Source organism: Labrenzia sp. OB1 (genome assembly GCF_001624695.1).
Lineage (GTDB): Bacteria > Pseudomonadota > Alphaproteobacteria > Rhizobiales > Stappiaceae > Roseibium.
This window is the reverse complement of the sequence record NZ_JSEP01000001.1, coordinates 275,457-292,632: the sequence shown is the minus strand read 5'-3', so window position 1 is coordinate 292,632 and position 17,176 is coordinate 275,457. Positions and strand designations below refer to the sequence as shown.

The following is a 17,176-nucleotide window of genomic DNA, read 5'->3' as shown; positions in this document are numbered from 1 at the left end:
GGGGGCGACTTGCAACAGACACCTGCGGTCGATTGAAGCGGGCAGGTGCCGCGGAATTACAGTTTGACGCTGCAATGTTGTAATTGGTTGCGGCAAGACCTGCGGCCGGGGTCTGCCGGGCCTCAGATATCCGGTCCTGTGCGCCGGCCTTCGGTTGAAGGGTCGATTTCGTTGCGCAGCTTTTCCAGGGCGCGCATGCGTCCCTGGGCCCGTTCCTGGTTCTCGCGGGTGACGCCCGCAATCAGCACTTCCGCAATCGCCATGAGGGCCAGGGAGGAGTCCCACGGGGAGGGCACGGCAACGCGGGCGGGCAGGACATGGCTTGCGATCCGGCCGACCGGCGACATCCAGCTGTCGGTGACAAGCGCCACCGTCGCCCCCTGTTTGGCGGCGGCTTCTGCGAATTGAATGATCTCGGCCTGGTAACGGCGGATGTCGAACACCACGACTACGTCTTTCGGGCCGATGCCGATGAGCTGGTCCAGCCAGTTGCCCTGCTGGCCGGCGACATGATTGACGTTTGGTCGTACGATCCGCAGATGCGCGGCCGTATAGCGGGCAAGACCGTCGGTGAAGCGGCCACCGATCAGATGAATGGTCTTGCGTTCGTCCGACAGCAGCCGGACAAGACCCTCCAGTTCGCCCTTGGGCAGATGGGCGAAGGTTTCGCGCACATTTTCAACAAGCTGGCCGACATGCGGGTCGCCGTCCCCGTCATCGACCATGTGAGCGCTTCTTGCCAGAGGCGAATTGAGCTGGTTTTCCAACTCGCCGCGCAGCTTTTTCTGGAACTCCGCAAAGCCGGGATATCCCAGTCTGCCGATGAAGCGCAGGATGGTCGGGGAACTGACGCCCGCCGTTTCGGCGAACTGGGCGACCGTGCCCAGACCCTGCATCGGATAGTTCGCCAGAAGCGCGTGGGCGGCCTTCCTTTCCGTCGCCGTGAATTCCTCCAGACGGTCACGGATTTCTTCCAGCAGAGGGCGTTCCATGGGCGGCGGGCTTTCCAGGGTACGGACATGCAGTCGAAATCGACCGGATGTCCGGGGTTGATCGATTTCAGAATTTCTGCGGCGTCGAATTTCATTTGACAGCAGCTGTAATCTACGTATCAAATATTACAGAACTTGGCTTCGTCGGCAATACTGTAATAAATGTTACAAACTTGCCGGCATTGATTTTTCAGGGAGTTTGGTATGGTAGCGCGCCCCCAGACGGATGGCATGTGCCCGGCTGTCACGGTGGAAAATGCGGAGGGAACCGGTCCCTTCGTGTTCGTCTGTGACCATGCTTCCAACTTTCTGCCGTCGCCTTACGATCAGTCTCTCGGCATCACGCAGGCCGACAAGGCCGCCCATATCGCCTGGGACCCCGGCGCGCTCGGCGTTGCCTTGGGGCTGTCGCGCGTGCTCGATGCGCCGCTGGTTCACAGCACGGTCTCCCGTCTGATCATCGATTGTAACCGGGAAGAAACCCGGCCGGACCTGATCCCCTGCCTCAGTGAAACCACACAGATCGCCGGTAACAGAGACCTGCCGGCATCCGAAATAGAGTTTCGGCTGAACCTGGCGCACCGGCCGTTTCACAAGGCGGTCGACAGGGTCATCAATCGGCGTCTCGACCTTGGATTGCCGACGGCCGTTGTGTCGATCCATACCTTTACGCCGGTCTACAAGGGCCAGGTCAGGCCCTGGGAGATCGGACTGATTTCAGATGCGGACCGCAGTCTTGCGGATCCTGTTCTCCGTGATCTCGGGGCGAGGGGCGACCTGACCGTCGGCGACAACGAACCCTATGCGCCTTCCGATGGCGTCTATTACACCATCCGCCGTCATGGCGAGGACCGGAAGCTGCCGTGCCTGATGATCGAGATCCGCAACGATGAAGTGAAGACGGCGGAGGAAGAGATCCGTTGGTCGGACATGCTGGCGCCGATGCTTGAACACGCGGTCGAGGCGACGCTCGACGGTGCAAGGGGGAGTGCCCATGCTTAAGGCCGCGCGCTGCTACATTCATGTGGTCGACGGCTTTAACAGGGGCCTTGGCAAGATCATCATGTGGGGCATCTTCGTGATGGCCGGCATCCTGCTCTGGTCGTCCGTTTCCAAGACGTTTTTCAATCCTTCGCTATGGACGCTGGAAGTCGCCCAGTTCGCCATGGTCACCTATTACGTTCTCGGCGGTCCCTATTCGGTCCAGCTCGGCTCCAATGTGCGCATGGACCTGTTCTATGCGGAGTGGAGCGTGCAGAAAAAGGCCTGGTTCGACGCTTTCACCGTGCTTCTGCTGATGTTCTATCTCGGCGTGCTGCTGTACGGCGCACTGAATTCGACCGCCTATTCGCTCGGGTATTTCGGCAAGGAACCCTTCGCGTTCTATTGGGATCTCATCACCGCGTTCGTCACCGGCGGTCCGGAAGCGGCGGGCGAGAAACTCGGGTATATCGAACGCAGTCCGACCGCATGGCGGCCGTATCTGTGGCCGGTCAAATTCGTCATGGTTTTCGGTTTCTTCCTGATGCTGCTGCAGGCGCTTTCGGAGTTCCTGAAGGATGTCGTCGTGCTTCGGGGAGAAACGCTCTGATGTCCTATGAGATGATCGCCATTCTCATGTTCTCGTCGATGATGCTGATGCTCCTGACCGGGCAGCGCGTCTTCGGCGCCATCGGTGGTATCGCAGCTATCGCCGCTCTTGCCCTGTGGGGCACCGGCGGCGGCGATATTCCGTTTTCGGCCGCGATGAAGCTGATGAAGTGGTACCCGCTGCTGACGCTGCCGATGTTCATCTTCATGGGCTACATCCTGTCGGAAACGAAGATCGCCGACGATCTCTACAGGATGTTCCATGTCTGGATGGGGCCGGTAAACGGCGGACTGGCAATCGGCACGATCCTGCTGATGGTGCTGATCTCCGCCATGAACGGGCTTTCGGTGGCCGGTATGGCGATCGGCGCAACCATCGCGCTGCCCGAACTGTTGAAACGAAAATACGACAAGCGCATGGTCACGGGGGTGATCCAGGCCGGGTCGTCCCTGGGCATCCTTGTGCCACCCTCCGTGGTGCTGGTGCTGTACGCGATGATCGCGCGGGCGCCCGTCGGTCAGCTGTGGCTTGCAGGTGTGGTGCCCGGCCTGATGATGGCGGCGATGTTCGTCGTCTATATCGCCGTTCGCTGCAAGATGAACCCCGAGCTGGGGCCGGCCCTGAGCGAGGAGGAGCGCGAGTCCTCGAGTGGCGAGAAATACCACCTTCTTCTGGCGGGCATCCTGCCGATCGCAATCTTCGCGACCATGATGGTGCCCTTCGTCAACGGCTGGACGAGCCTGGTGGAAAGTTCCGCAATCGGCGCGCTGACCGCTCTGCTGGCCGCCATTATCAAGCGGCGCATGACCCTGGACATCCTGATCCGCTGCATGAAGAACACGCTCGGCATTTCCTGCATGTTCATGTGGATCATCCTTGCGGCGCTCGGCTTTGGTGCGGTGTTCGACGGGCTGGGCGCGGTCAAGGCCATCGAGAGCCTGTTCACCGAGCAACTGGGCCTGTCGCCGTGGATGATTCTCATCCTGATGCAGCTGTCCTTCCTGGTGATGGGCACCTTTCTTGACGATACGGCCATGCTGGTGATCGTTGCGCCGCTCTATGTGCCGCTGGTGGCCACGCTGGATCTTGGCATGCCCGCGGGCGACGTGCTGATCTGGTACGGGGTGCTCTACACGATCACGACGCAGATCGCCTACATGACGCCGCCATTCGGTTACAATCTCTTCTTGATGCGGGCGATGGCGCCTCCGAGCATTTCCATGCGCGACATCTACGGCTCGATCACGCCGTTCGTGCTGGTGATGATCCTGGCGCTGGCGCTGGTGATGACCTTTCCGCAAATCGCGCTCTGGCTGCCTGACATGATCTACGGCAAATAGGTTCGATATGGGGGACAATAAAAACAACATCCGGAGAAAACGGAGTTGAAGGGCAGCCGGATCTGAACCGGGAACCGGCCGGGTTGCCAGGATTTTTGAATGACACAAGGGGAACTCAATATGACCAACAGACGTGATTTTCTCAAAAAAGCCGGTGTCGGCACTGTTGCCGCCGCAGGTGCCACCACTCTTGCGGCTCCGGCCGTCCTTGGCCAGTCGCCGATCAAGTGGCGCCTGCAGACCTATGCGGGCCCGGCCCTGGCCGAGCATGTGATCAAGCCGCATATCGATGCCTTCAACAAGGCAGCGAACGGGGAGATGGAAATCGAGCTTTACACCGCTGACCAGCTTGTACCGACCGGTGAACTGTTCCGGGCGATGCAGCAGGGCACCATCGACGCGGTGCAGTCCGACGACGACAGCATGGCGTCTCCGACCGAAGTCACCGTCTTCGGCGGCTACTTCCCGTTCGCTTCCCGCTACTCCCTAGACGTGCCGGTGCTGTTCAACCAGTACGGCCTGAAGGAGATCTGGGAAGAGGAATACGCCAAGGTCGGCGTCAAGCACATCTCCGCCGGTTCCTGGGATCCGTGCCACTTCGCCACCAAGGACCCGATCCGCTCGCTGAAGGACCTGGAAGGCAAGCGCGTCTTCACCTTCCCGACCGCCGGCCGTTTCATGAGCCAGTTCGGTGTTGTGCCGGTCACGCTGCCGTGGGAAGACATCGAGGTTGCCGTCCAGACCGGCGAACTCGACGGTATTGCCTGGTCCGGTATCACCGAGGATTACACGGTCGGCTGGGCGGATGTGACCAACTACTTCCTGACGAACAACATCTCGGGTGCATGGGCGGGCTCGTTCTTCGCCAATCAGGAGCGCTGGAACGAACTTCCCGATCACCTGAAGACCATGCTGCAGCTCGCCATGGACGCGTCGCATTATTATCGCCAGTGGTGGTACTGGGGCGGCGAAGCCAACCTGCGCGTCAACGGCACCAAGATGGAACTGACTACCATTCCGGATGCCGAGTGGGAAACGGTTGAAGGTGCCGCGATGGCCTTCTGGGACGAGATCGCCGCAGAATCGCCGGTCAAGGCGAAGGTCGTGGAGATCTTCAAGAAGTACAATCAGGACATGCAGAAGGCCGGACGGCCTTACCGCTACAGCTGATAAAGACCCGGGAATGCCGCCCCGATAGGGCGGCATGGCCGCACTTTCCGGTCCGGAGTTCAATGCTCCGGATCGGATTTTTCGGATTATAACGATACAAGACCCGCTCAACACGGACTCAAGCAATGCCAGGCAACCTGACCTTCGATACGTTGAAATCCCTAGTCTCCTCGGGCGAAATCGACACGGTGCTGACCTGCATCGTCGATATGCAGGGGCGGCTGATGGGCAAGCGGTTCCATGCCCGGCATTTCGTCGACAGCGCCTATAACGAGACCCATTGCTGCAACTACCTGCTGGCGACCGATCTGGAGATGTACACGGTCGAAGGCTATGCCGCGACAAGCTGGTCGGGCGGCTATGGCGACTATGTCATGAAGCCTGATCTCGCCACCCTGCGGCTGGTGCCCTGGCTGGAAGGAACGGCCATGGTGATCTGCGACGTGCAGGACCACCATACGCACGCGGACGTGCCGCATTCCCCTCGGGCGATGCTGAAGGCCCAGGTCGCCCGGATGGACGCACTTGGCCTGACGCCGGTCATGGCGACCGAACTGGAATTCTTCCTGTTCGAGAAAAGCCTGGAAGACATGCGCAAGGGCGGCTTCCGCGACCTTGAGCCGATTTCCGGCTACAACGAGGATTACCATATCCTGCAGACCACCAAGGAAGAGGATGTCATGCGCCCGGTGCGCAACTGTCTCTTCGATGCGGGTATCCCGGTGGAGAACACCAAGGGCGAGGCGGAGGCGGGCCAGGAAGAGCTCAACATCAAATACGCACCGGCTCTGGACACGGCCGAATATCACACCATCGCCAAGCATGCGGTCAAGGAAATCGCCTGGGCCAAGGGCCGCTCCGCGTCGTTCCTGGCAAAGTGGCGGCATGACAAGGTCGGGTCCTCCTCGCATGTGCACCAGTCGTTGTTCGACAAGGACGGCAACAACGTCTTTTGCGACGCCAAGGGCGAATACGGCATGTCGGAGACGATGCGCCACTATGTTGCCGGGCTGATCAAATACGCGCCCGACTACACCTATTTCCTGGCGCCCTACATCAACAGCTACAAGCGGTTCCAGAAAGGCACATTCGCGCCGACGAAGACCATCTGGTCGATCGACAACCGGACGGCTGGCTTTCGCCTGTGCGGGGAAGGTACGAAAGCCCTCAGGATCGAATGCCGCATTGGCGGGTCGGATCTCAATCCCTATCTTGCGCTTGCCGTCCAGATCGCCGCCGGGCTCAAGGGGATTGAGGAAAAACTGCCGCTCGATCCGCCGGCGACCGGGGATGTCTATGAGGCGCGCCGCGCGAAGGAAATTCCGCAGAGCTTGCGGGAGGCACGCGAGACCCTGCGCAAATCGAAATTCCTGCGCGAGACTTTTTCCGATCAGGTGATCGATCACTATGCGCGCGCTGCCGAATGGGAAATCGAGGAATTCGACCGGGCGGTCACGGATTATGAAATTGCGCGCGGCTTCGAGCGGGCGTAGCGGGAGAATTGCGGCGCGAGCTGCCTTGCTGCCCCTTGCCGGGTGTCAGAGTTCGCGGGCGTTCCCCGGTAATGTTCAGGTTCTGGAACCACACTAAACGAAATGCGCTTCATGAGGCGCGATAGAGGTCTTCAAAATGTCTGATGTGATCAAGCTGATCTCGCCGGTTGACGGATCGGTCTATGCGGAACGGCCGGCCCTCGATGGGACCGCGGTGGAAAAGGTGGTTTCGGCGGCGCGCACGGCGCAGCCCGGCTGGGCGGCTCTGCCGATTGCCGAACGGGTCGCCTATTGCGAGAAGGCGCTCGAAGCACTGAAGTCCATGAATGACGAAGTCGTTCAGGAACTGGCATGGCAGATGGGCCGTCCGACACGTTATGGCGGTGAGCTCGGCGGAACGATCGAGCGCACGGAATATTGCGCACGCACCGCCGCGGAAGCGCTGGCGGATATCGAGCGCACCGACAAACCGGGCTTCAAGCGCTATCTGAAGCGCGTGCCGCTGGGAATCGTCATGGTGATCGCTCCCTGGAACTATCCGTTCATGACGGCGATCAACACCATCATGCCGGCGCTGATGGCGGGGAATGTGATCGTGCTCAAACATGCCGCGCAGACCCTTCTTGTCGGCGAACGTCTCGCCAAGGCGTTCGAGATCGCCGGTCTGCCGAAGGGCGTTTTCCAGAATATTGTCCTGACTCACGCCGGTACAGAAAAGCTGCTCGGCTCGGGCGTGATCGACCACGTCAATTTCACCGGTTCCGTCGGCGGGGGGCGTGCAATCGAAAAAGCCCTGTCCGGCACTTTCGCAACGCTCGGCCTGGAGCTCGGCGGCAAGGATCCGGCCTATGTCCGCGCGGATGCCGATCTCGACTATGCGATCGGCAATCTGGTGGACGGGGCTTTCTTCAATTCGGGCCAGTGCTGCTGCGGCATCGAGCGCGTCTATGTGCATGAAAGCCTCTACGACCGCTTCGTCGACGGGTTCGTCGATCTGACCAGCCAGTACAAGTTGGGCAACCCACTGGACGAAGCCACGACGCTCGGCCCCATGGCCCAGGCGCGTTTCGCCGACTGGGTGCGCGAACAGACGCAGGAAGCGATGCGCAAGGGCGCGAAGGCGCATATTGATTTTTCGAAATTTTCCGAAGACAAGGAGGGCACGCCTTACCTCGCGCCGCAGGTGCTGACGAATGTCAATCACCAGATGTCGGTGATGCGCGAGGAAAGCTTCGGTCCGGTGGTCGGCATCATGAAGGTCAGGGACGACGAGGAAGCGCTGCAGTTCATGAACGACAGCCCTTACGGCCTGACAGCATCGATCTGGACGGAGGATGTCAACGCCGCCGCTCAGATCGGCGACAGGATCGAGACCGGCACGGTCTTCATGAACCGTTGCGACTATCTCGACCCGGCTCTGGTGTGGACCGGTGTCAAGGATACCGGCAAGGGCGCTGCTCTGTCGGAGATCGGCTTCCACAATCTGACCCGGCCGAAATCCTTCCACTTCCGCGTCGAGCATTAGGACCTGACTGAAAGTGACCGAGCGAGCCCGGACATCCTCAGCTTCAATTGAACCGAAGCGCCCGGGCTTGCTCCCCTCTCCCCCCTTGAGGGGGAGATGTCTCCGCAAGGAGACAGAGGGGGGTGTCGACCCTTCGGCAAACCCGGCACGGGAAAATGACGCACGGCCCGATACCCCCCTCTGTCCGCAATGCGGACATCTCCCCCTCAAGGGGGGAGAGGGGTGCGAGGGGCAATGCCGAGGACTGCAGCCGCTGTCGAACAGGCCTATTACGAACAACCAGAGCTTCAAACCCACGAGACACACATGAACGCACTTCCTTCCGTCAATTGGTCCTACCCCACTTCCGTCCGCTTCGGTGCGGGACGCATCAAGGAGCTGCAGGAAGCGGTCAGGGCCGCCGGCATGGCCAATCCGCTGCTGGTAACCGATCCGGGGCTTGCCGCCTTGCCGATGGTCGCGGACGCCATTGCGAGCCTTGAAGCGGCGGGCCTCAAGGCCGCGGTCTTCTCAGACGTCAAACCGAACCCGGTCGACAGCAATATTTCCGCGGGGGTCGCAGCCTACAAGGCCGGCGGCCATGACGGCGTGATTGCGTTTGGCGGCGGCTCGGGCCTCGATGCGGGCAAGCTGATCGCCTTCATGTGCGGCCAGAGCAGGCCGATCTGGGATTTCGAGGATATCGGCGACTGGTGGACCCGTGCCGATCCGGCCGGTATCGCGCCAATCGTCGCTGTCCCGACCACGGCAGGTACCGGGTCGGAAGTTGGCCGCGCGGGGGTCGTCACCAACGAGGCGACCCACACCAAGAAAGTGATCTTTCATCCCAAGATGTTGCCGGCCACGGTCATCTGCGACCCGGAACTGACGGTCGGTATGCCGCGTTTTATCACGGTGGGTACGGGCATGGACGCGCTGGCCCACTGCCTGGAGGCCTATTCCGCACCGATGTATCACCCGATGTCGGAGGGCATCGCGCTTGAGGGCATCCGTCTGGTTCTGGAAAACCTGCCGAAGGTTGCGGCCGACGGCGCTGACCTGGAAGCGCGCGGCCACCTGATGAGCGCGGCCGCCATGGGTGCGGTCGCCTTCCAGAAGGGGCTGGGCGCCATCCATTCGCTGTCCCACCCTGTCGGTGCGCTCTATGACACCCATCACGGCATGACCAACGCGGTGTTCATGCCCTATGTGTTGCAATTCAACCGGTCGGCCATCGAGCAGAAGTTCGAACGCCTCGCCGGTTTCCTCGGACTTGCGGGTGGTTACCAGGGCGTTCTGGAGACCGTCCTGAAACTGCGCGAGGACCTCGACGTGCCGCATACGCTGGCCGGTCTCAAAGTGGACGACAGTAAACGTGACCTGATAGCCGAGATGGCTATCGTCGACCCGACGGCCGGCGGCAACCCGGTTCCGCTGACGAAGGACGGCGCGCTGGAAATCTTCGACAAGGCGCAAAGCGGCACGGTCTGATTGCTGCACGAGGTGCTCAAGAACAGTCCCGGCCAGGCAATGCCTGAGCTGGGATTTTTTTGGCTGTGACAGCAGGACGGGCGCCGGTTGCTTGATCAGACGACGGCGTCAGGTCTCGGCTTTATCCGGTGCCCGGGCCGCCTTTCGCCAGGCGTCCGGGCTCTGGCCGGTGACGCGCTGGAACTCCTTGTTGAAGTTCGACTTGGTCGCAAAACCGGCCTCATACATGGCGGCCGTGATGGTCGAGTCTTCTTCGGTCAGTATCCGGCAGACCTCGCCGATCCGGAAATCATTCACGTATCGGGAAACATTCCCGCCGGTGGTGCGGTTGATTGCGCCGGAGACCTGCCGGGCGGGCAGTCCGGCGCGTCGTGCCAGCCGCGAAAGGTTCAGGTTTTCGTCCCTGAAGAGCTTCGCCTCCCGCATCAGGGCGTCGACGCGCTTGAGAATGTCGGCATCTTCAGCGGTGGAGACGGTCTGAGGTGCAGGCGGCGCGCTTGGGGAACCGGGCTGGCGTTCCTGTCCGGCCTGGCTGCGGGCAGCCACGGAAGCGGCAAGGCCGATCAGCAGCAACGTGAACAGATTGGCGTTGCTGACGAGGATCGCCGCGTTCTCTCCGCTGGTCCACTGGAAGTCCAGCAGGATCAGGATATCGAACAAGGCGGACAACAAGAGGCAGGCGGCCGCCAGGATCATCGCCCGGTAGGCGGATCCAGCGCTTTCCAGCCGCGCCAGATCCAGACCGTCCGGACCGGCATGGGCAAGCTTCAGGAGCGCTAGCGCATATCCGATAAAGAGCGCGATGATTGCAATGTCGATCAGCAACGGCTGAACAAGAAACAGGACGAAAACGGCGAGGGCAGCGAGCGGCGCCGCGGCGAGCCGGATGCGGCTTGTTTGCGCTTCATCCGCCAGACCCCGGAAGCATTCGTAAATGAGGGGAGGAAGTGCGACTGCCAGGACGGGAAGGACAAAGCGCAGCTCGGAGACGCCATAGCCCCAGCGCAGGCCGATGACGATGGACTGGATCGCGCACAGGCCGATCAGCATCAGGAAGGGCTTTGTCGACAAGGCGCCGCTGCTGCGCAGCAGATAGGCGAACAGCAACCACAGCAGCAGGGCGAAGACGAAGGGCAGAGGCACGAATATCAAGACGGTGGACCTGAAGCGCTGGTGAGTGGCGCGTCCTCGATCGCGTTCCAGGATGACTGGATCGCGATTCAGGACGCCCTTTGTGGAACCGTTAGCAAAACTGTCCGCAGTTCACCACCACTTGCAGGAGATGTCATGAAAGCCAAAGTCATTTTAGGGACGCTGGTCGTGGCTGCCGGACTGGCCACCCAGGCCCATGCCGGAAACGAGGTGCCGAAACAGTCCCTCAACGGGGCAGAGCAAGGGCATGCCGAGGGCGTCGGTGTCAGGCAGATCAAGATCGCGTCGCCGGCACGCGGCAGGGATCTTGATGTCACCGTCTGGTATCCGGCCGATGCTTCCGGTGAGGTCGTCGCGGTCGGTGCGGACAGGATTTTCGAGGGCACGGAAGCCTTCGCGGATGCGGCGCCCAGACCGGGCACCTATCCGCTCATCGTCTTCTCGCACGGGTCGGGTGCCTCGATCCACAAGATGAGCTGGGTGGCGACGGAACTTGCTGAAAAGGGGTTCGTCGTCGCCGGCCCAGATCATCCCGGCACCACGAGCGGGGACTCCACACCTGAGGACACGCCGAAACTCTGGGAACGCACCGACGACCTTTCCAACGTGATCTCGGCGCTGCTGGCAGATCCCGCCTGGGACAAGGTGATCGCGGCGGACAGGATCGGCGTTCTCGGGTTCTCTCTCGGGGGCGCGGCTGCGCTGGAACTTGCCGGAGCCCGTGCGGATCTCGAAGCCTATGCCCACTATTGCGAGGCCTATCCGGACATGGCGGATTGCGTGTGGTTCGCTGGTGGCAGGGGCTACAGGAACCGGGAGGCCATCGATGTTGACGTGTTGGACTTGCGCTCGGTCGACAAGGAACGGTTCGAGCAGTCCAATCTCGACCCGCGTGTCAGAGCCACCGTACTCGTCGATCCGTCTCTGGCCCTGGCATATGACGAGGCAAGCTTCGCCGGTATTCTCAGTTCCCTTCATTTCATTAACCTGGGCAATCCGGACACCGTGCCGGTCTCGGTCAAGGCGGACGGACTTGCCGGTCTTGCGCCTGATGCGACCCATACATGGATAAAGGATGCCGTGCATTTCAGCTTCCTGCCGGTTTGCGCGGAGGGGGCGGCTGAATTCATGAAATCCGTCGGCGAGACGGATGAACTGTGTACCGACGGCAACCATCGCTCGCGCGCCGATATCCACGCGGAGTTGGATCGTAACATCGCGGAGGCCTTTGACCGGATGCTGCAATCGCGCGACTGACACGTCTCGCAGTCTTCGGCAGGCCGCCGGGATGTTGAGCGACTTCCACGGGACGAGACACCCGCCCGCCTCAGGGGCGGACGGGTGCCTCGATTGAGGGGCAGGGTGTTCAAGGTGATCAGGCGTTCTGCCGATGCTCGATCAATTTGAGAACCGCGACCAGAACGATGCCATAGAGCACGTGGCCGACAAGGGCGACCCAGGTAATGCCGCTGAAGTTCAGGAAGAACGGCAGGCCGGCAACCGTCGTGATGCCACCGATGGCGAAGGCCCAAAGACCGAAGCCGTAGATCGCGGAAGGCAGCAGCCAGTGTGTGTTGCCGACCACCCGCTGCCAGAGCGGTGCGAACACGAACAACCAGCCGATGGGATAGCCGATCAGGCCGACGACATAGAAGTGGACGAAATAGCCGGCGAAATCACTGGCGGGCAGGCCCAGGCTGCCGAGCAGGCTGCGGGCCAGACCATGCGGGGACAGCGTGGCGAAGCCGAGTGCAGGGCTGAGGACCTGTCCCCACAGGTCAAAGGCAATGGTGGCAAAGAACCCGGAAATGAACATCAGGCCAAGCGTCCTGAAATTGACAGCCGGAACGCTGTGCGCCAGACGGGTTTCAGAAGGGATCGTAGTCATGACGGCGTCTCCTATTGAGGGAGTGAATATTCCTGTTGACGAAACGTGGGGCCTGCGACGATCACTTTGAAATAAATTGGGTCCCTGTTTTCCTGACGAATTTGTGAGGAGAAGTTTACCCGCCCGGCTTCGTGCGCAGCCTCGCCGAAGACTGGATTCAGAGGAAATTCCATTTCCCGCACGCGGAAATGGACATGCGCACTCATGGCACCGGTTCATCTCACTGAGGAATAAAACCTCCCCGGTTGGTCGATCATTTCAGTGGAGGAACACCGCATTGTTGAAATGCAGGATATGATCAAAATGCAAGATTCTACTGATAAATTACAATATTATATGGTTGAATATAACTATTTCTATCAGTTAAATTTCGAATATACTCGATTTATGGCTAATTATTAAAATGATTTCCAGAATACTCTTATTTATCTCTAATAGTTCAGGTTTTGTTTATTGTTGTTAACTATATTGAATTGAGATTTTTCAGAAATACTTGGAGGGTTCGTATGAGCGTCCGGATGCGAATTGGGCTTGGGTTTACACTTGTCGCTTTCTTGGTGGCATTCGTTGGTGGGTGGTCTTTGCTCAACTTTAATCGGGTTGGAACCGAAATTTCCCAACTTGAGGATATGAGCGGTGACGCTCTGCTCTCCTCCGAACTGAATGCCGATATGGCTAAGGTTCTTGTTAGTACGAACAATTATCTTCGATCAAGAAAACCGGAAGACTTTGCCAGGGCGGAAGAGTTTATCAGGCAGGTCTATGAAGGTGTGGAGCTGGCAAAAGTCGAGATAAACAAACCGGAGCGGGTTGTGTTCCGAGACAAGATTGCCACCGGTATCGATTTGTTCGAAAAATCTTTGCTGGATGTCTCGAAACTCTATAAAGAGCGTGACGAACTTGTACAGAATACTCTTGACAAGATTGGCCCGCAGGCGCGCAAGAAACTCACAGAAATTAACCAGACAGCGACCGCGGATGGTGACTACGAGACAGCCAATCTTGCTGGACAGGTTCAAGAGAACTTCCTTCTGGCCCGGCTGTATATGCTGAAATTTCTCGCGTCCAATGACCCGATTGATATTGATCGGCTTGAAGAAGAATTCGTGCAAGCGCGTGAGCGGCTGAAACTGCTTGACGACAGCATCGAAAATCCGATGCGCAAGAAGTTGCTGGCTGAAACCATTCCCATGGTGGATACCTATGAAAAAGCAGCGGAACGGGTACGGGATATCATCCTGGAACGCAACGAGACCCGCGACGGCGTCATGTTTGTGAATGGAGGTCTCGTGAGTGAAAACGCCACCCTGATGAAGGAAAGTGCAGGCAAGGACGCGGTTTTCCTCGCTGAACTTACCCAGGAACAAATGTCTTCGACCGAGTTGCAGGTCGGGATTGTATCGGGAATTGCATTCATTATCTCGCTGGTCCTCGCTTTCGTAATCTCAACAGGAATTACCGGGCCTCTCGGACGTCTGGTGAACGACGCCAACGAACTTGCAAGCGGCAACACGGAAGTTGCTTTCGCCGAGGCGAGGCGTTCCGATGAAATCGGGGCGGTCGCAAAGTCGATTGCCGGTTTCCTGGATACTGTCAAGGAACAGAAACGTCTCGAGGAAGAACAAAAACTGGCCCAGGAAGAGCGCGAAAAACGCAGCGCGCGGATTTCGGAGGCACTGACAGTTTTCGACAGTGAGGCCGGCGAAATGCTCAGGTCCATCTCGGATGCCTCGGGGAACCTGCAGTCAACGGCAACGAAGATGACGGCAACCGCCCAGGACACCAGTCATCAGGCAACCACTGTCTCAAGTGCTGCTGAAGAGGCGAGTGCCAATGTGCAGACGGTTGCAGCAGCAACCGAGGAACTGACTGCATCCCTGGTGGAAGTGAGCAATCAGGTCAATCATTCGACGACAATTGCCAGTAAAGCGGAAGCCGAAGCAAACAAGACGAACAAACAGATCGCCGGGCTTGCATCTGTCGCGGAGGATATCGGTGAGGTGATTGCGCTCATATCAAGCATTGCAGAGCAGACCAACCTTCTGGCGCTGAACGCAACCATTGAAGCGGCACGCGCCGGGGAGGCAGGAAAAGGCTTTGCTGTCGTTGCATCGGAAGTCAAGGAACTGGCTAGCCAGACAGGGAAAGCGACTGAGGAGATTTCGGCCAAAATTTCGTCGATCCAGGACGAGACCCGCGAAGCCGTCGACGGCATACAGGCCATTTCCGAGATCATCGCGGAAATGAACACGGTTGCGTCCTCGATCTCTGCCAGCGTGGAAGAACAGGCTTCGGCCACGACGTCAATTTCGTCGAATGTCGACCAGGCTTCCCGCGGGACCGGTGAAGTCAGTAAGAGTATCATCACGGTGTCGCAAGGCGCTGCGGAAACGGACACTGCCGCCGGCACCGTCGTGCAGGCCTCGGAGCTTCTGGCAAGTCAGGCGGCGGCTATGCGCAAGGTCATCGAAACGTTCCTGGGAGAGGTAAAGGCAGCTTAGTCCAACGTTCCCAGACTCAAAGCCTCCCTTTTGTTTCACAACTGGGGGGCTTTTTTCCGTTTCACCGGGCTCGGTCGGCCCTCACAGTCAATGCTCTTCGGGCGTAAACTCATAAATGAAGACGAAATGGCATGGGAAATGGCGCGGCTGGAAGCACCTGACAACGGCGCAGGTCGGATTTGGTTTCCGGTGCCGCGATGGTCCGGTCACCTGCCTAAGCGCCATCTTCGCTCAGGTTCCGTTACAGCGCGGTCGACGTGCTTTCGGGAGGCAGCCCGCACAGCCCGGCCATATAGTGAAGTCCCGCCTCGGCACAAAACACCCGCCCGCTTGGTGTGCGGACGGGCGTCTCGATTGGTGTTTGCGGTTGCTCCAGATCACCGGCGCTCTGCAGACGCCAGGTCAGTTTGCGAGCCGAGACCAGAACGATGCCGCAGGGAACGTGGCCGACCGGTGCGATCCAGGTAATCCCCCCGAAATTCGACAAGAACGGCAAGCCGTCAATCGATCGTCGAACCTTCCTCGTCCCTGGCCATGTGACGCATGCGGGCTTTCACAACCTTGCCGAAAATGATCGGCAGCAGGAAGCCGATGACGGCGAGGGTCCACAGGCCGATCGAGAGCGGGCTGTCGATCAGTGCGAACCAGTCGCCATTGTCGATGGTGATCGCGCGGCGGAGATTGTTTTCCATGGCGTTGCCGAGCAGGGTTCCCAGAATGATCGGCACCAGAGGCACGTCGAGCTTGCGCAGGACCCAGCCCATGACGCCGAAACCGATCATCACCAGCAGGTCGAAGGACGATCCCGATATGCCGTAGATCCCGACAAAACTGACCATCGCCACGATGGGCATCAGGATGCGCGGCGGGATCAGCAGGACCCGGGTGAACAGACCGATCATCGGGATGTTCATCAGGAGCAGCATGACGTTGGCGATGAAGAGCGCCGCGATCAGGCCCCAGACGACGTCAGGCTGCTGGGTGAAGAGCAGCGGGCCGGGGGTGATGTTGAGGGCCAGGAGAACGGCCAGCAGGACGGCCGTGGTGCCGGAGCCGGGAACGCCGAGGGCAAGCATCGGCACCAGGGCACCGCCTGCGGCCGCGTTGTTGCCGGCCTCGGGTGCCGCGACGCCGCGCGGATCACCGGTGCCGAAAGTGCCTTCCTTGTCCACCAGCTTCTTTTCGAATGTATAGGCAATGAAAGAGCCGAGCGAGGCGCCTGCTCCCGGCAGGACACCGGCGAGAAAGCCCAGGAAACTCGAGCGCAGCATGGTCGGGGTACAGGATTTGAGAAGAGACCAGCTCGGCATCAGGCGGCCGATGGTCACCTTGCTGCTGCTTGCGTCGGCTTTGCCGTGACGGTGTTCCAGAAACAGAAAGACTTCGGACAGGGCGAAAAGGCCGACAATCGCCACCAGGAAGTCGATACCGTCATAAAGATGCACCTCGCCGAAGGTGAAGCGCGGCACACCGGTCTGTGTATCGACGCCGACGGTGGCAAGACCGATGCCGAGCGCGGCTGCAAAGGCCGTCTTGGCCTGATTGGTGGAGGCAACGCCGCCAAGGGTCGCGAAGGCCAGGGTGAAGAGCGCGAAATACTCCGCCGGGCCGAACAGCAGGGCGATCTTGACAAGCTGCGGAGCCAGCAGGATCAGCCCCCATGTCGCCAGAAATGCACCGACGAAGGACGAAATGCCGGACAGTGACAGGGCTTCACCCGCGCGGCCGTTTTTTGCCATCGGATAGCCGTCGAGGCAGGTCATCATCGCCGGTTCGTCACCGGGAATGTTCAAGAGGATCGAAGAGATGCGGCCGCCATACATGGCGCCGTAATAGACCGACGTCAGAAGGATCAGCGACGGCGTCGCGCCGAGCCCGAGGGTGAAAGCCAGCGGGATCAGGATGGCAACGCCGTTGGAGGGGCCGAGACCGGGCAGGGCCCCCATCATTGTGCCTAGAAAACAGCCGAGAAGGGCCAGCAAAAGGTTCTGCCAGGTGAGGGCGATCACGAAGCCGTCGGCCAGCGAAGACAGGGTTTCCATGGAAGCGCTCCG

14 protein-coding genes and 1 pseudogene are annotated in these 17,176 nt (G+C 59.9%); 10 read left to right on the top strand and 5 right to left on the bottom strand.

What is annotated here, in order from left to right; all coding sequences use genetic code 11:
- Positions 1–122: 122 nt before the first annotated feature.
- The gene (locus OA90_RS01300) at positions 123–992 is read right to left on the bottom strand and encodes a MurR/RpiR family transcriptional regulator (protein WP_068405918.1); all 870 of its coding nucleotides are present in this window, start codon (positions 990–992) and stop codon (positions 123–125) included.
- 204 nt (positions 993–1,196) lie between these two features.
- On the opposite strand from OA90_RS01300, the gene OA90_RS01295 reads away from it, so the two are divergent.
- The 8 genes and pseudogenes from OA90_RS01295 to OA90_RS01265 all read left to right on the top strand — a co-directional run bounded on the left by OA90_RS01295 (position 1,197) and on the right by OA90_RS01265 (position 9,581).
- Positions 1,197–1,994 carry an N-formylglutamate amidohydrolase gene (locus OA90_RS01295; RefSeq protein WP_208985932.1) on the top strand — a complete coding sequence of 266 codons (798 nt, stop codon included), beginning with the start codon at positions 1,197–1,199 and terminating at the stop codon, positions 1,992–1,994.
- Positions 1,987–2,583 carry a TRAP transporter small permease subunit gene (locus OA90_RS01290; RefSeq protein WP_068405910.1) on the top strand — a complete coding sequence of 199 codons (597 nt, stop codon included), beginning with the start codon at positions 1,987–1,989 and terminating at the stop codon, positions 2,581–2,583. Before OA90_RS01295 ends, OA90_RS01290 begins: the two co-directional genes overlap by 8 nt.
- Positions 2,583–3,923, top strand: a complete 1,341-nt coding sequence (locus OA90_RS01285; RefSeq protein ID WP_068405907.1) for a TRAP transporter large permease subunit — start codon at positions 2,583–2,585, stop codon at positions 3,921–3,923. Before OA90_RS01290 ends, OA90_RS01285 begins: the two co-directional genes overlap by 1 nt.
- Before the next feature lie 83 nt (positions 3,924–4,006).
- A pseudogene (locus OA90_RS29850) lies at positions 4,007–4,111 on the top strand (hypothetical protein); the annotation flags it as partial.
- An 82-nt stretch (positions 4,112–4,193) separates the two neighbouring features.
- A complete protein-coding gene (locus OA90_RS01280; RefSeq protein WP_347876827.1) occupies positions 4,194–5,093 on the top strand; it encodes a TRAP transporter substrate-binding protein in 900 nt (299 codons plus the stop codon).
- Between the two features lie 125 nt (positions 5,094–5,218).
- Complete coding sequence (locus OA90_RS01275) at positions 5,219–6,586, top strand: glutamine synthetase family protein (RefSeq protein WP_068405901.1); 1,368 nt, start codon at positions 5,219–5,221, stop codon at positions 6,584–6,586.
- A 136-nt stretch (positions 6,587–6,722) separates the two neighbouring features.
- Positions 6,723–8,111 (top strand): aldehyde dehydrogenase family protein, encoded by a 1,389-nt coding sequence (locus OA90_RS01270; protein ID WP_068405898.1) that lies wholly within the window; start codon positions 6,723–6,725, stop codon positions 8,109–8,111.
- A gap of 306 nt (positions 8,112–8,417) precedes the next feature.
- The gene (locus tag OA90_RS01265) at positions 8,418–9,581 is read left to right on the top strand and encodes an iron-containing alcohol dehydrogenase (RefSeq protein ID WP_068406594.1); all 1,164 of its coding nucleotides are present in this window, start codon (positions 8,418–8,420) and stop codon (positions 9,579–9,581) included.
- Between the two features lie 108 nt (positions 9,582–9,689).
- Here the strand turns inward: OA90_RS01265 and OA90_RS01260 are convergent, their stop codons facing one another.
- On the bottom strand, positions 9,690–10,724 hold the full coding sequence (locus OA90_RS01260; protein WP_244274521.1) for an AraC family transcriptional regulator: 1,035 nt from the start codon (positions 10,722–10,724) through the stop codon (positions 9,690–9,692).
- Positions 10,725–10,868: 144 nt separating this feature from the next.
- Between OA90_RS01260 and OA90_RS01255 the strand changes: the two genes are divergently transcribed.
- Entirely contained in the window at positions 10,869–11,990 is a 1,122-nt protein-coding gene (locus tag OA90_RS01255; RefSeq protein ID WP_156510346.1) for an alpha/beta fold hydrolase, read from the top strand.
- 118 nt (positions 11,991–12,108) lie between these two features.
- Here OA90_RS01255 and OA90_RS01250 read toward each other — a convergent pair whose 3' ends face one another.
- Entirely contained in the window at positions 12,109–12,621 is a 513-nt protein-coding gene (locus OA90_RS01250) for a hypothetical protein (RefSeq protein ID WP_068405893.1), read from the bottom strand.
- Between the two features lie 446 nt (positions 12,622–13,067).
- On the opposite strand from OA90_RS01250, the gene OA90_RS01245 reads away from it, so the two are divergent.
- Positions 13,068–15,122 (top strand): methyl-accepting chemotaxis protein, encoded by a 2,055-nt coding sequence (locus OA90_RS01245; RefSeq protein ID WP_156510345.1) that lies wholly within the window; start codon positions 13,068–13,070, stop codon positions 15,120–15,122.
- Positions 15,123–15,363: 241 nt separating this feature from the next.
- On the opposite strand, the gene OA90_RS01240 is transcribed toward OA90_RS01245, so the two are convergent.
- Positions 15,364–15,609, bottom strand: a complete 246-nt coding sequence (locus tag OA90_RS01240; RefSeq protein WP_156510344.1) for a hypothetical protein — start codon at positions 15,607–15,609, stop codon at positions 15,364–15,366.
- 13 nt (positions 15,610–15,622) lie between these two features.
- Positions 15,623–17,164, bottom strand: coding sequence for a tripartite tricarboxylate transporter permease (locus OA90_RS01235; RefSeq protein WP_068405884.1), 1,542 nt, complete (start codon positions 17,162–17,164; stop codon positions 15,623–15,625).
- Positions 17,165–17,176: the final 12 nt, after the last annotated feature.